The organism is Simplicispira sedimenti, assembly GCF_022760965.1.
Taxonomy (GTDB): Bacteria; Pseudomonadota; Gammaproteobacteria; order Burkholderiales; family Burkholderiaceae_C; genus Simplicispira; species Simplicispira sedimenti.
Genome location: NZ_JAKVIJ010000001.1, coordinates 126,949 through 140,121, shown reverse-complemented (window position 1 = coordinate 140,121; position 13,173 = coordinate 126,949). Strand labels below are relative to the sequence as shown.

Here is a 13,173-nt window from a genome sequence, read left to right as displayed (position 1 = left end):
TGGTGCAGGGGCGCTGGCAGATCACTCCGCCTGCAGATACCGCTGGGCCAGTGCGCTGCGCGCTGCCGCATCCAGCCCCAGCACGTCCTCCAGGTAGGGCGTGATGCCGCCGTACTGGGCGTCCACCATGTGCAGTGCGGCGTCCAGAAAATCCTCTTGCACGCCGCACAGCACCTGCATGACCTCGGGCGGTGTGTGGCTGGCCAGGCTGGCGGGCGGGCGGTAGAGGGCGTTGGTGAGCAGGTAGTCCTGCATCACCACCTCGCGCGGCACGCCCAGGGCCAGCAGGATCAGTGCGGCGGCGAAGCCCGTGCGGTCCTTGCCTGCGGTGCAGTGGAAGACCAGCGGGTCGTCGCGCTCCACCAACATCCGCAGCAGCGCGGCAAAGCGCGGGGCGTTGTCGTGCACGAAGCCGCGGTAGGTGTCCTGCATCAGGCCAGCGGCGTCCTGGGGTGACAGGCTTGCGCCGCTGCGCAGTACCTCCTGGATGCGTTGCACCACCGTGGGCTCGATGGTGAGCGGGTGGTACTGCACCCCCGGCAGGGCATAGGCCAGGGCGTTGCGCTCGGCCTCGCCGCGCAGGTCCACGGCACGGGCAATGCCCAGCCCGGCCAGCGCCTGCTGGTCCTGCGCGCTGAGCCGGGCCAGATGGTCGGAGCGGAACAGCCGCCGCCAGCGCACCGTGCGCCCACCCAGGCCGGGGTAGCCCCCCAGGTCGCGGAAGTTGCTGGCGCCTTGCAGCGCGATGGAACGGGTGGGGCGGGTCATGGGGTCAGGCGTCCAGGAAATGCATCACCAAGCATAGTGGCCTCGGATGAAGCCTGCATGTCGCGCAGGCGCGATTCCCCACGCGCTGCACTACTTCTGCGGTGGCAGCACCGTCAGTGCCCCTTCGAGCGGTTTTTCGGCACTGCCGCTGGGGCAGGGCTGGTCGGTATAGACGGTGCGGCCGTTGACCAGGCATTTGCGCGCCTGCGTGGCGGGGGTCGAGGCGGCGTCGGCGCTGGGGTTTGCGGTGGCTGCGGCAGACCGGTGCTGCGGCGGCAGGCTGTCGGGGCCGGGGCGGGTGGTGCTGCGCCAGGCGCGCTCCAGCCAGGGACCGGCGTGGGGGAGCCACTGGTCGGCGGTCCACCACGCAGCCCCGGCCGCTGCGGCCAGGGCCACGGCCAAGGCGGTCCACAGGGCGCGTTCACGCGGGCTGCGCATGGGTCAGCCCAGGTGCGGCCCCAGCAGACCGGCCAGCTCGAACATGCCGACCTCGGGCTTGCCCAGCACGGCCTGGAGCTTGGCGTCGGGGCGGATGGTGCGCTTGTCCTTGGGGTCTTGCAGGCCCTGGGCCTTGATGTAGTCCCACAGCTTCTTGACCGCCTCGGGGCGCGACACCGGTTCGGCCCCAATCACCGCCGCCAGGGCTGCGCTGGGCGCCTTGCCTGGCGCGCTCTTGCGCGGGGCCTTGGGGGCCGTGGCTTTGGGCTCTTTCGGGGCTTTTTTGGCTGCAGCGCTCTTCTTTGCTGCGCTGGCAGCTATGGTTTTGGTAGCGGCGCGGGCAGCGGTCTTGCGTGGGGGGTACTTGCTTTCGCGCTGCTCGAACTCGAAGTTGACCTTGCCGGCGTCCTTGTCCCAGACCAGGAAGGCCTTGAACGCGCGGCGCGTGCGCATGCTCACAAACTTGTCGAGCAGGTCGGTCTTGCCGGTGGCAAGGAGCTTTTCCATCTGCGCGCGCTCCACGGGCTGCTGCAGGATGACCTTGCCGCTTTTGAAGGTGCAGGACGGCGTGGGCTGCGCCGCCGTGGGCACGGCGCGCGTGCAGACGTAGTTGCTGCCGTGCTCGTGCACGGCCGAGCCGCAGATGGGGCAGGCGCCCAGGGACGCGTCGGCAAACTCCACCAGTTCGCCGGTGTCCTCTGCGTTCTTGTCGTCGCCGAAGTCGAATTCGAGCTTGTAGTTGTTCGACTCCTCGTCGAAGCTGATGGTGATCTCGGCCGTGAACGGCCAACCGGCCTTGGAGCGGAAGCCCTCCAGCGGCCCGATGCGCTTGTGCGCCAGCAACTGCTCGGCCTCTGCCGTTTCAAACGTGCGCCCGGCGGGCGATTTGCCGAACGAGAAGCCGCAGCCCTGGCCGGAGTTGCCGCCCGCGCCAGCACCTGAAGCGTCGTCCGACCGGCCGACGCAGGCGTAGCGGCGGTAGTTTTCCTTCACCACGCCGCCGCAGTTGGGGCAGGGCGCGGAGAGGGTTGCGTAGTCGCCGGGGATGGTGTCGCGGTCGTATTCCTTGGCCTTTTTCACCATGCGCTCGGTCATGGCGGCGATCTCGCGCATAAAGGCCTCGCGCGAGAGCTGGCCCTTTTCCATCTGCGCGAGCTTGTATTCCCACTCGCCCGTGAGGTCGGCGCGGCACAGTTCCTCCACCTCCAGGCCGCGCAGCAGCGTCATGAGCTGGAAGGCCTTGGCCGTGGGGATGAGCTCGCGGCCTTCGCGCAGCATGTATTTTTCGGTCAGCAGGCCTTCGATGATGGCCGCGCGCGTGGCCGGGGTGCCCAGGCCTTTTTCCTGCATCGCTTCGCGCAGCTCGTCGTCGTCGATCTGCTTGCCCGCGCTCTCCATGGCGCCCAGCAGCGTGGCTTCGGAGTAGCGTGCCGGGGGCTTGGTCTTGAGGCCCTTGGGCTCGGCCTGTTCCGTGCGCACCATCTCGCCGGGCTGGACGGGCACGAGGTTCTGGCCCTTGTCGCCGTCCTTGGCACCTTCCACTTCGTCGGCCGCTTCCTTGCCGTAAATGGCCAGCCAGCCGGGCTTGACCAGCACCTTGCCCTCGGTCTTGAAGTGGTGCTGCTGCACCTTGGAGATGCGCGTGGTCACCTGGTATTCGGCGCTCGGGAAGAACACCGCCATGAAGCGGCGCACCACCAGGTCGTAGAGCTTTTGCTCGGCCTCGGACAGGCCGTGCGGCGCCTGCGTGGTGGGGATGATGGCGAAGTGGTCGCTGACCTTGCTGTTGTCGAAGATGCGTTTGCTGGGGCGCACGTAGTTGCCTTCCAGCGCCTGGCGTGCAAAGGGTGCCAGGTGGGCCATGCCCGAGTCGGCCAGCACTTCAAAGGTCTGGCGTGCCACGCCCAAGTAGTCCTCGGGCAGGGCGCGCGAATCGGTACGCGGGTAGGTCAGGGCCTTGTGGCGCTCGTACAGGCTTTGCGCCAGGGCGAGCGTGGTCTTGGCGCTGAAACCGAACTTGCCGTTGGCTTCGCGCTGCAGGCTGGTCAGGTCGAACAGCAGGGGCGAGGCCTGCGTGGTGGGCTTGCTTTCCTCGGTGACGCTGGCGGGTTGGCCGCGCACCGCGTCGGCAATGGACTGGGCCTGGGCCTGCGACCACACGCGGTCGGCCTTGGCCTCGGGGTCTTCGCCCTTCTTCCACTGGGGGTCGAACCATTTGCCGGGGTAGTCGCCCGCCTGGGCGCCGAAGCTGGCGTGGATTTCCCAGTAGTCGCGGCTCACGAACTTGCGGATCTTTTCCTCGCGCTCGACCACCAGCGACAGTGTGGGCGTCTGCACCCGGCCCACGGTGGTGAGGAAGAAGCCCCCGCCCTGCGAGTTGAAGGCCGTCATGGCGCGCGTGCCGTTGATGCCCACCAGCCAGTCGGCCTCGCTGCGGCTGCGCGCGGCGTCGGCCAGGCCTTGCATCTGCGCGTCGCTGCGCAGGTGTTCAAAGCCGTCGCGGATGGCCTGCGGCGTCATGCTCTGCAGCCACAGGCGCTGCACGGGCTTGCCCAGCGCTCCCTTGGCGCCGCCCGCGTACTGCTCGATCAGGCGGAAGATCAGCTCGCCCTCGCGGCCCGCGTCGCAGGCGTTGATGAGCTGGGTCACGTCCTTGCGCTTGGCCTGCTTGACAACGGCGGACAGGCGGCTCTTGGTCTTGTCCACGGGTTTCAAGTCAAAGTGCGGCGGAATCACCGGCAGGTGGGCAAAGCTCCACTTGCCGCGCTTGACGTCGTACTGCTCGGGGGCCTGGATCTCGACCAGGTGGCCCACGGCACTGGTGACCACGTACTGGTCGTTCTCGAAATGGTCTTCGTGCTTGTCGAACTTGCCCGCAACCGGCGTAAGGGCGCGCACGATGTCTTGCGCGACCGAGGGTTTTTCTGCGATGACCAGGGTTTTGCTCATGGATGGTTTCTCGAAACGGACGCCGCCCGGCACGCTGCCGGGCGCTTCTACAATCGGTGCTCTCACGCGCGTGCACGCGCACGCACATGTGTGCACCATCAAGTTAACAGAGTTTTGCCATGCCCCGCACCCGCACCGCCCTTGCCCCTGGTCGCCGCATCCAGACCCGCCGCTCGGGCGTGCATGGCAAGGGCGTGTTTGCGGTGCAGGATATTGCCGAGGGCGAGGTGCTGATCGAGTACACCGGCGAGGTCATCACCTGGCAGGAAGCGCAGGACCGCCATCCGCACGACCCCGCACAGCCCAACCACACGTTCTACTTCCACGTGGACGAAGACCGCGTCATCGACGCCAAATACGGCGGCAACGCCGCGCGCTGGATCAACCACAGCTGCAACCCCAACTGCTATGCCGATGAGCGCGACGGCCGCGTCTTCATCACCGCGCTGCGCAACATCGCGGCCGGCGAAGAGCTGAACTACGACTACGGCCTCATCATCGACGAGCGCTACACCAAGAAGCTCAAGGCCGAGTACCCCTGCTGGTGCGGCAGCCCCAACTGCCGTGGCACCCTGCTGGCACCCAAGCGCGGCTGGGCGCCGCCGCACCCCGACAACCCGGTGCAGCCCGGTGGGGCACGTACCAAGGGGCGCTCATGAGCGCCGCCGCGCTGCGCTGGCCCGCCGAGGCCCTGTGGGAAGCCGTGGTGCCGCTGCTGCCTGGCTTCACGGTCGAGGTGCTGCCCGAAATCGACTCCACCAACACCGAGCTCATGCGCCGCGCCCGCGCGGGCCAGTGCGACCCGGTACTGCTGGTGGCCGAGCAGCAGACCGCTGGCAAGGGCCGCATGGGCCGGCCCTGGCGCAGTGCGGCGGGCGCTTCGCTGACCTTCTCGCTGGGTCTGCCGCTGGGGCCGCAGGACTGGTCGGGCCTGTCGCTGGCCGTGGGCGTGAGCGTGGCCGAAAGCCTGCAACCCACCTTGCCCGCTGCGGGCAGCAGCACGCCGCGGGTGGCGCTCAAGTGGCCCAACGATCTGTGGCTGGGCGGTGCCCAGGGCGACCGCAAGCTGGGCGGCATTCTGGTGGAAACGGCCAGCTTTGTGGGGGGCGCGTCCGCCGGTTCGCCTGCCACGGCCGCCCACAGTGGCCGCTACGTGGTCATCGGCGTGGGGCTGAACGTGCTGCCGCAGGACGCTGCGGGCCTGTCGCTGCCGCCGGGCAGCCTGCAAGAGGTGGAGCCCGGCCTGGATGCGCCCACGGCGCTGCTGCGGGTGGTGCCGCCTTTGGTGTCCATGCTGCAGGCTTTTGCCCAGTATGGCTTTGCGCCCCTGCAGCCGCGCTTTGGCCTGCGCGATGCGCTGGCGGGCCGCAGCGTGCAGCTCAGCGACGGCACGCAAGGCGAGGCCCATGGCGTGGGCGAGGATGGCGCACTGCTCGTGCATACTGCGCGGGGCATGCAGGCCGTGACCAGCGCTGAAATCAGCGTGCGGCCTTCCTGAACCGCTTTTTTACATGTTGCGTCTGACCGTTATCGTGCTTTTGCTGGCCAATGCTGGCTATTACGCCTGGTCCCAGGGCCATCTGGCCGAGTGGGGCCTGGCGCCTGCGCCCCAGGGCGAACCGCAGCGCCTGCAGCAGCAGATCCGCCCCGAGGCCGTGCGCCTGGCGGGGGAGCCTGCCACCCCGCCCGTGCGCCCGGCCCCGGCCGCTGTGCCCGCCCCAGAGCACAGTGCCGTCCAGGCCAGCGCCGAGGCGCCTGCGGCGTCGGTCCCAGTGGCGGCCACCGAGCCCGCCCGCCCTGCGGGCGAATGCCTGCAGGCCGGGGTGTTCGACGAAGAACAGGCCAACGCCCTGCGCCGCGTGGCTGGTGCGCTGCCCCAGGGCAGCTGGAGCCTGCAGCGCACCACCATCCCGGGCCGCTGGATGGTGTACATGGGCAAGTTCGCCGATGCCGACGCCCTGGCCAAGAAGCGCGCTGAACTGCGCGAGCTGGGTATTTCCTTTGATCGGCCCAGCACCGCGTCGCTGGAGCCGGGGCTGTCGCTGGGGCGCTTCTCCACCGAAGAGGCGGCCCAGCGTGGCATGGGCAATCTGGTGGCCAAGGGCGTGCGCACGGCCAAGGTGGTGCAGGAGCGCCCCGACACCCCTGGCTACCAGTTGCGCCTGCCCAGCGTGGACGATGCCTTGCGCCCCCAGCTGGACGTGCTGCGCCCGGCCATGGCGGGCAAGACGCTCAAGCCCTGTTCCTGATCAATCGTTCTGGTCGTCCCGTGCCGGGAAGCGCACGGTGAACCGCGCCCCGGGCGGTGTCTGGCCGGGGCGGGCGTCTTCCACGCTGATTTCGGCCTGGTGCTGGCGGGCGATCTCCTGCACGATGGGCAGGCCCAGTCCGGAGCCGTCGGCCTCGCTGCCCAGCGCGCGGTAGAAGGGCTGGAAGATCAGCTCACGCTCAGACTCGGGCACGCCGGGGCCGGTGTCCTCCACCTGCAGCAGCAGCACGCGGCCGAAGGTGTCTGCCAGCACGCGCACGGTCACCACGCCGGGTCTGTCGTCCGAGGAGGGGGTGTAGTTGATGGCGTTGTCCACCAGGTTGCGCACCAGTTCCTTGAGCAGGGTGGGGTTGCCGTCCAGCCACACGCCGGGGGCGCCGGGCTCGGCACCGTCGTAGCCCAGGTCGATGCGCTTGTCCATGGCGCGGGGCACCGAGTCGCGCACCACGTCCATGGTCAGGCGTGCCAGGTCGCAGCGCTGCTGGGTCATCTGCGCGCCGCTGGCCTCGGCCCGGGCCAGGGCCAGCAACTGGTTGACGGTGTGCGTGGCGCGGATGCTGGAACGCCCGATCTGTTTGAGCGATTGCTTGAGCTCGTCGGTGCTGGTGCCCTCGCGCTGGGCCAGGTCGGCCTGCATGCGCAGGCCCGCCAGCGGGGTCTTGAGCTGGTGCGCGGCGTCGGCCAGGAAGCGCTTTTGCGTGGCCAGCGAATCGTTCAGGCGCGTGAGCAGGTCGTTCACCGAGTCCACCAGCGGCGCCACTTCCAGCGGCACGGTCTTGTGGTCCAGCGGCGAGAGGTCGTCGGGGCTGCGTGCGCGGATGCGCTCTTCGAGCTGGTTGAGCGGCTTGATGCCGCGCGCCAGCGCCAGCCAGACCAGCAGCACGGCCAGCGGCAGCAGCACGAACTGGGGCACCATCACGCCCTTGATGATCTCGGTGGCCAGCACGCTGCGCTTCTCGCGCGTTTCGGCCACCTGCACCAGGGCCAGCGGGTTGCCCTCCACCGGCACGCGCACCCAGATGTAGGCCACGCGGATGTCCACGCCGCGCAGTTCGGCGTCGCGCAAGCGCACATCACCGGGCTGGGGGGTTTCTTCCTCCGGCGGGGGCGGCAGGTCGCGCTCACCCGAGAGCCATTCCCCGCGCGGCCCCAGCACTTGGTAATAGACCGAGTCGGAATCGTCGGCGCGCAGGATTTCGCTGGCGGACTGTGGCAGGTTGAATTGCGGCCTGCCGCGCTGCACCGTCACCAGTTGTGCGAGGGCGTGCGCGTTGTAGATCAGGGCGCGGTCAAACGGTTTGTTGGCAATGCCCTGTGCCACCAGCCAGGTCAGTGCCAGGCCCACAGGCCAGAGCAGCAGCAGCGGGGTGAGCATCCAGTCCAGGATCTCGCCGAACAGGGAGCGTTGCTCGCGCTGAAAGAGTTTCAAGGTGGCGGCCCTGGATTTGAATCAAATTGGCTTGTAAGGCAATGAAATCAAGCGTCACTAGCTATCAAGAACATAGCAATTTTCAGCCTGGAATTTTTTCAAGACAGTAGCCCAGCCCGCGCACGGTGGCAATGCGGATCGGGCCTTTCTCGATCTTCTTGCGCAGGCGGTGGATGTACACCTCGATGGCGTTGTTGCTCACCTCTTCGCCCCACTCGCACAGGCGTTCCACGAGCTGGTCCTTGCTGACCAGGCGCCCGGCGCGCTGCAGCAGCACCTCCAGCAGGCCCAGCTCGCGCGCCGACAGCTCGATCATCTTGCCGTCGATGGTGGCCACGCGCCCGGCCTGGTCGTACACCAGCGGGCCGTGCTTGATGGTGCTGCTGGTGGCGCCCATGCCCCGGCGGGTGAGGGCGCGCACGCGCGCCTCCAGCTCCTGCAGCGAAAACGGTTTGGCCATGTAGTCGTCGGCGCCGTAGTCCAGACCCTTGACGCGCTCCTCCACGCTGTCGGCCGCGGTGAGGATGAGCACCGGCAGCGCCGTGCCGCGCGCGCGCAGGCGCTTGAGCACCTCCAGCCCGTGCATGCGCGGCAGGCCCAGGTCCAGGATCAGCAGATCAAATTCGTTGTTGGTCATCAGCGCGGCGTCGGCCTCGGCGCCGTTGGCCACATGGTCCACGACGGCGCCCGAACTGCGCAGCGTGCGCAGCAACCCGTCGGCCAGCACCTGGTCGTCTTCGGCTATGAGGATGCGCATGGGGGGAGTCTCCTGGTTATGCAAGGATTTTAGGGCGTTGCCTCAGCGCACGTTCTCAGGACGAGGCGCCGCTGGCATAGGTCTCCAGCCCGATGGACACCACCGTGGCCACGGCGTCGCCCACCTCGGCACGCCATTCGGCCTCGGCCTGCGCCACGGCCGCCTCGAAGGCGCGCAGCCAGTCCAGCCCCGTGGGGGTGAAGCACACGCGCCGCGCGCGTGCGTCGTGCGGGTCAGGCAGGCGCTGCACCAGGCCCCAGGCCTCGCACTGGTCCACCAGCGTGCCCATGGCCTGCTTGGTCATGCCCGCCTTGGCGGCCAGGTCGCTGAGCCGGTCGCCGCGCAGCGACAGGTGGCGCGTGATGTGCACATGCGCCGCACTCACCTGCTGGCGCGCCGCCAGGTTGGACAGCGCCAGCGGCACCTCCACATTGCGCGCCATGAGCTGCAGCACCCGCGCATCAAAGCGGCGCAGGGCGTGGCCCATCAGGCGGCCCAGGTGCGTCTGGCGCCAGGCATCGTGGTGCGCGGCATCCATAGGCGTGGCGGCGAGGGTGTCAGTCATGCGGAAATGGTAAATCAAACTGACCAAATATTTGGCGATGTTTGATTTATTGCTGGATAAACTACTGTTCAAGCATCCAGCCTGTGATGAAAAACAGGCGACACCATCCCACCTTCCAAGGAGTCCACCGTGAACGCTACCGCCACCCGTACCTCTCCCGCTGACAACGACAAGGCCAAGGACGAAAAAGCCAAGGCCCTGCAGGCCGCGCTGGCGCAGATCGAGAAGCAGTTCGGCAAGGGCACCATCATGCGCCTGGGTGAGGGCGAGGTGATCGAGGACATCCAGGTCGTTTCCACCGGCTCGCTGGGCCTGGACATTGCCCTGGGCGTGGGTGGCCTGCCGCGCGGCCGTGTGATCGAGATCTACGGTCCCGAATCCTCCGGCAAGACCACGCTCACGCTGCAGGTGGTGGCCGAAATGCAGAAGCTCGGCGGGCAGTGCGCGTTCGTGGACGCCGAGCACGCGCTCGACATCCAGTACGCGCAAAAGCTTGGCGTCAACCTGCAGGATCTGCTGATCTCCCAGCCCGACACGGGTGAGCAGGCGCTGGAGATTGTGGACAGCCTGGTGCGCTCGGGCGCTGTGGACCTGATCATCGTGGACTCGGTCGCCGCCCTCACGCCCAAGGCCGAAATCGAAGGCGAAATGGGCGATGCACTGCCCGGCCTGCAGGCGCGCCTGATGAGCCAGGCGCTGCGCAAGCTCACCGCCACCATCAAGAAGACCAACTGCACGGTCATCTTCATCAACCAGATCCGCATGAAGATCGGCGTGATGTTCGGCAGCCCCGAAACCACCACGGGCGGCAATGCGCTGAAGTTCTACGCCTCGGTGCGCCTCGATATCCGCCGCACCGGCACCATCAAGAAGGGCGAAGAGGCCATCGGCAACGAAACCAAGGTCAAGGTGGTCAAGAACAAGGTCAGCCCCCCGTTCAAGACAGCGGAGTTCGACATTCTGTTCGGCGAGGGCATTTCGCGTGAGGGCGAGATCATCGACATGGGCGTGAACGCACGCATCATCGAAAAGAGCGGCGCCTGGTACGCCTACAACGGCGAAAAAATCGGCCAGGGCCGCGACAACGCGCGCGAGTTCCTGCGCGAAAACCCCGAATTGGCGCTTGAAATCGAGAACCGCGTTCGCGAACAGTTGGGTATTGCCCTGCAGCCGTCAGCCTCTGGCGCGTCTGCTTCGGAAAACGCCGCGTAAGCGGGCATGGCACAGCCCGCCCTTTCGCTCAGGGCCCGCGCACTGCGCAGCCTGGCGCGGCGCGAGCACACGCGCTCGGAGCTGCGGCGCAAGCTGGCGCCGCACGAGGAAACCGAGGGGCAGCTCGATGCCCTGCTCGATGCCCTGCAGGCCCAGGGCTTTCTCAGCGACGAGCGCGCCGCCGCATCGCTGGTCCACCGCCGCGCTGCCCGCTTGGGTACGCAGCGTTTGCGCCAGGAACTGCAGGCCAAGGGGCTGGATGCCTCCACGGTGGATGCGGCCCTGGAAGGCCTGGGCGGCACCGAACTGGAGCGTGCCCGGGTGCTGTGGGAGCGCAAGTTTGGCGCGCCCGCGCCCGACGCTGCGGGCCGCGCCCGCCAGGTGCGCTTTCTGCTGGCACGTGGATTTGCCTCCGACACCGTGCGCCGCGTGGTGCGGGGTGTGGAAGACGATTTTTAGTGTTTTTGGCTGCTGGCGCTTGATGATCAAGCGCCAGCAGCTATTAAAACAATAGCAATCAAAGCCCCAGCATCAGGCGCAGGTTCTGCACGGCGGCGCCGCTGGCGCCTTTGCCCAGGTTGTCCAGCCGGGCCACCAGCACGGCCTGGCGGTAGGTTTCGTTGGCAAATACGCGCAGCTCCAGCTGGTTGGTGTTGGCCAGGGTGTCGGCTGCGAGTTTCAGGTCGTCGGTGGGAGGCAGGACCTTCACATACTGCTCTGGCGTGTTGGTGCGGGCGTAGTGGGCGGCCAGTGCATCGTGCAGGTCGGCGGCCTTGGGTGCGCCGGGCAGCAGGTCCAGGTGCAGCGGGCATTGCACCAGCATGCCCTGCGCAAAATTGCCCACGGCCGGAATGAACACCGGGCGCCGGGTCAGGCCGGTGCAATGCAGGATCTCGGGGATGTGCTTGTGTGCCAGGCCCAGGGCGTAGGCCTCGTAAGGCGCGGCCTGGCCGGCTTCATAGGCTTCGATCATGCTGCGTCCGCCGCCGCTGTAGCCCGACACCGAGGGCAGCGACAGCGCTGCGTCTTGCGGCAGCAGGCCTGCATCGACCAGCGGGCGCAGCAGGGCGATGGCGCCGGTGGCGTAGCAGCCGGGGTTGGCCACGCGCGTCGCCTGGCGCACGGCATCTGCCTGCCCTGCGCACAGCTCCGGGAAGCCATAGACCCAGCCTGCCGTGGTGCGGTGGGCGGTGCTGGCGTCGATGATCTTGATGGCCTTGCCGGTCTCCTGGGTGATGGCGTCCACCAGTGCCACGCTCTCGCGCGCTGCGTCGTCGTGCAGGCACAGCACCACCAGATCGGCCTGCGCAATGAGTGCGCGCTTGGCCAGTGGATCCTTGCGCTTTTCGGGCGCGATGCTCAGCAGTTGCACGCCCGCCATGCCTTGCAGGCGTTCGCGGATCTGCAGGCCGGTGGTACCGGCTTCGCCATCGATGAATACGGTGGGCATGGTCTCTCCAGGGCCATGTGCGGCACGGGGGTGTCGCAGCATGTAAGTTTGCAAAAAGGTATGGTGCGCCGCACCATGATACATTTACCGGCTGCCATGTCCCAAGCCCGCCGCCAGAACAATCAGCCATGGTAGACGGGTGAAATCCCTTCCCTGAGAGAGACCCTCATGAAGATTCACGAATACCAAGGCAAGGAAATCTTGCGTAATTTTGGCGTGCCCGTACCCCGGGGCATTCCGGCATTCACCGTCCAGGAGGCCGTGGAAGCGGCCCAGAAGCTGGGTGGCCCCGTCTGGGTGGTCAAGGCCCAGATCCATGCGGGCGGCCGTGGCAAGGGTGGCGGCGTGAAGGTGGCCAAGAGCATTGACGACGTCAAGAAGCTGGCCGAGCAGATCCTGGGCATGCAGCTGGTCACGCACCAGACCGGCCCCGAAGGCCAGAAGGTTCGCCGCCTCTACATCGAAGACGGCGCCGACATCAAGAATGAACTGTACATCTCGCTGGTGACCGACCGTGCCACACAGAAGGTGGCCCTGATCGCCTCGAGCGAAGGCGGCATGGACATCGAGGAAGTGGCCCACTCCACGCCCGAGAAGATCATCACCGAGATGATCGATCCGCTGACCGGCATCACCGCCGACCAGTCCAAGAAAATCGCTGCGGCCATCGGCCTGACCGGCGGCTCGGTGGACCAGGCCGTGGATCTGTTCGCCAAGCTCTACAAGTGCTACATGGACACCGACGCGTCGCTGGTGGAAATCAACCCTCTGAACTGCGATTCCAAGGGCAACCTGATCGCCCTGGACGCCAAGTTCAACTTCGACGCCAACGCGCTGTTCCGCCACCCCGAGATCGTGGCCCTGCGCGACCTGGACGAAGAAGACCCCGCTGAAGTCGAGGCCTCCAAGTTCGACCTGGCCTACATCAGCCTGGACGGCAACATCGGCTGCCTGGTGAACGGCGCCGGTCTGGCCATGGCCACCATGGACACCATCAAGCTGTTCGGCGGCGAGCCGGCCAACTTCCTGGACGTGGGCGGCGGAGCCACCGCCGAGAAGGTGACCGAAGCCTTCAAGATCATGCTCAAGAACAAGAACGTCAAGGGCATCCTGGTCAACATCTTCGGCGGCATCATGAAGTGCGACACCATCGCCACCGGCGTGATCACCGCCTGCAAGGCCGTGAACCTGTCCGTGCCGCTGGTGGTGCGCATGAAGGGCACCAACGAAGAGCTGGGCAAGAAGCTGCTGGCCGAATCCGGTCTGCCCATCATCGCGGCCGACACCATGGCCGAAGCCGCGACCAAGATCGTTGCTGCCGTCAAGTAAGCCCGGA

At 67.3% G+C, this 13,173-nt stretch carries 13 protein-coding genes; 6 read left to right on the top strand and 7 right to left on the bottom strand.

Annotation, left to right across the window (positions count from 1 at the left end):
- Positions 1–21 precede the first annotated feature (21 nt).
- The 3 genes from MJ602_RS00630 to MJ602_RS00620 all read right to left on the bottom strand — a co-directional run bounded on the left by MJ602_RS00630 (position 22) and on the right by MJ602_RS00620 (position 4,155).
- Positions 22–768, bottom strand: a complete 747-nt coding sequence (locus tag MJ602_RS00630) for a tyrosine-protein phosphatase (RefSeq protein ID WP_162014778.1) — start codon at positions 766–768, stop codon at positions 22–24.
- Positions 769–858: 90 nt separating this feature from the next.
- Complete coding sequence (locus tag MJ602_RS00625; RefSeq protein ID WP_162014779.1) at positions 859–1,206, bottom strand: DUF4124 domain-containing protein; 348 nt, start codon at positions 1,204–1,206, stop codon at positions 859–861.
- A 3-nt stretch (positions 1,207–1,209) separates the two neighbouring features.
- A complete protein-coding gene (locus tag MJ602_RS00620; protein ID WP_243018991.1) occupies positions 1,210–4,155 on the bottom strand; it encodes a DNA topoisomerase III in 2,946 nt (981 codons plus the stop codon).
- A gap of 119 nt (positions 4,156–4,274) precedes the next feature.
- Here MJ602_RS00620 and MJ602_RS00615 point away from each other — a divergent pair, with 119 nt between their 5' ends.
- Genes MJ602_RS00615 through MJ602_RS00605 form a run of 3 tightly spaced genes read left to right on the top strand, consistent with a single transcriptional unit; the run spans position 4,275 to position 6,404 of the window.
- Complete coding sequence (locus MJ602_RS00615) at positions 4,275–4,814, top strand: SET domain-containing protein (RefSeq protein WP_243018990.1); 540 nt, start codon at positions 4,275–4,277, stop codon at positions 4,812–4,814.
- Positions 4,811–5,653, top strand: coding sequence for a biotin--[acetyl-CoA-carboxylase] ligase (locus MJ602_RS00610; RefSeq protein WP_243018989.1), 843 nt, complete (start codon positions 4,811–4,813; stop codon positions 5,651–5,653). Before MJ602_RS00615 ends, MJ602_RS00610 begins: the two co-directional genes overlap by 4 nt.
- A gap of 13 nt (positions 5,654–5,666) precedes the next feature.
- Positions 5,667–6,404 (top strand): SPOR domain-containing protein, encoded by a 738-nt coding sequence (locus MJ602_RS00605; RefSeq protein ID WP_162014783.1) that lies wholly within the window; start codon positions 5,667–5,669, stop codon positions 6,402–6,404.
- Here MJ602_RS00605 and MJ602_RS00600 read toward each other — a convergent pair whose 3' ends face one another.
- From MJ602_RS00600 to MJ602_RS00590, 3 genes are all read right to left on the bottom strand, one after another.
- Positions 6,405–7,853 (bottom strand): sensor histidine kinase, encoded by a 1,449-nt coding sequence (locus tag MJ602_RS00600; protein ID WP_243018988.1) that lies wholly within the window; start codon positions 7,851–7,853, stop codon positions 6,405–6,407.
- A gap of 82 nt (positions 7,854–7,935) precedes the next feature.
- The gene (locus MJ602_RS00595) at positions 7,936–8,610 is read right to left on the bottom strand and encodes a response regulator (RefSeq protein ID WP_162014785.1); all 675 of its coding nucleotides are present in this window, start codon (positions 8,608–8,610) and stop codon (positions 7,936–7,938) included.
- A gap of 55 nt (positions 8,611–8,665) precedes the next feature.
- Positions 8,666–9,175, bottom strand: coding sequence for a MarR family winged helix-turn-helix transcriptional regulator (locus MJ602_RS00590; protein ID WP_243018987.1), 510 nt, complete (start codon positions 9,173–9,175; stop codon positions 8,666–8,668).
- A 129-nt stretch (positions 9,176–9,304) separates the two neighbouring features.
- Here MJ602_RS00590 and recA point away from each other — a divergent pair, with 129 nt between their 5' ends.
- Complete coding sequence (gene recA / locus MJ602_RS00585; protein ID WP_243018986.1) at positions 9,305–10,387, top strand: recombinase RecA; 1,083 nt, start codon at positions 9,305–9,307, stop codon at positions 10,385–10,387.
- Positions 10,388–10,393: 6 nt separating this feature from the next.
- Complete coding sequence (gene recX, locus MJ602_RS00580; protein WP_162014787.1) at positions 10,394–10,846, top strand: recombination regulator RecX; 453 nt, start codon at positions 10,394–10,396, stop codon at positions 10,844–10,846.
- Between the two features lie 58 nt (positions 10,847–10,904).
- On the opposite strand, the gene argC is transcribed toward recX, so the two are convergent.
- Entirely contained in the window at positions 10,905–11,837 is a 933-nt protein-coding gene (argC, locus tag MJ602_RS00575) for an N-acetyl-gamma-glutamyl-phosphate reductase (protein WP_243018985.1), read from the bottom strand.
- A gap of 168 nt (positions 11,838–12,005) precedes the next feature.
- Here argC and sucC point away from each other — a divergent pair, with 168 nt between their 5' ends.
- Complete coding sequence (gene sucC / locus MJ602_RS00570; protein WP_162014789.1) at positions 12,006–13,166, top strand: ADP-forming succinate--CoA ligase subunit beta; 1,161 nt, start codon at positions 12,006–12,008, stop codon at positions 13,164–13,166.
- Positions 13,167–13,173 lie beyond the last annotated feature (7 nt).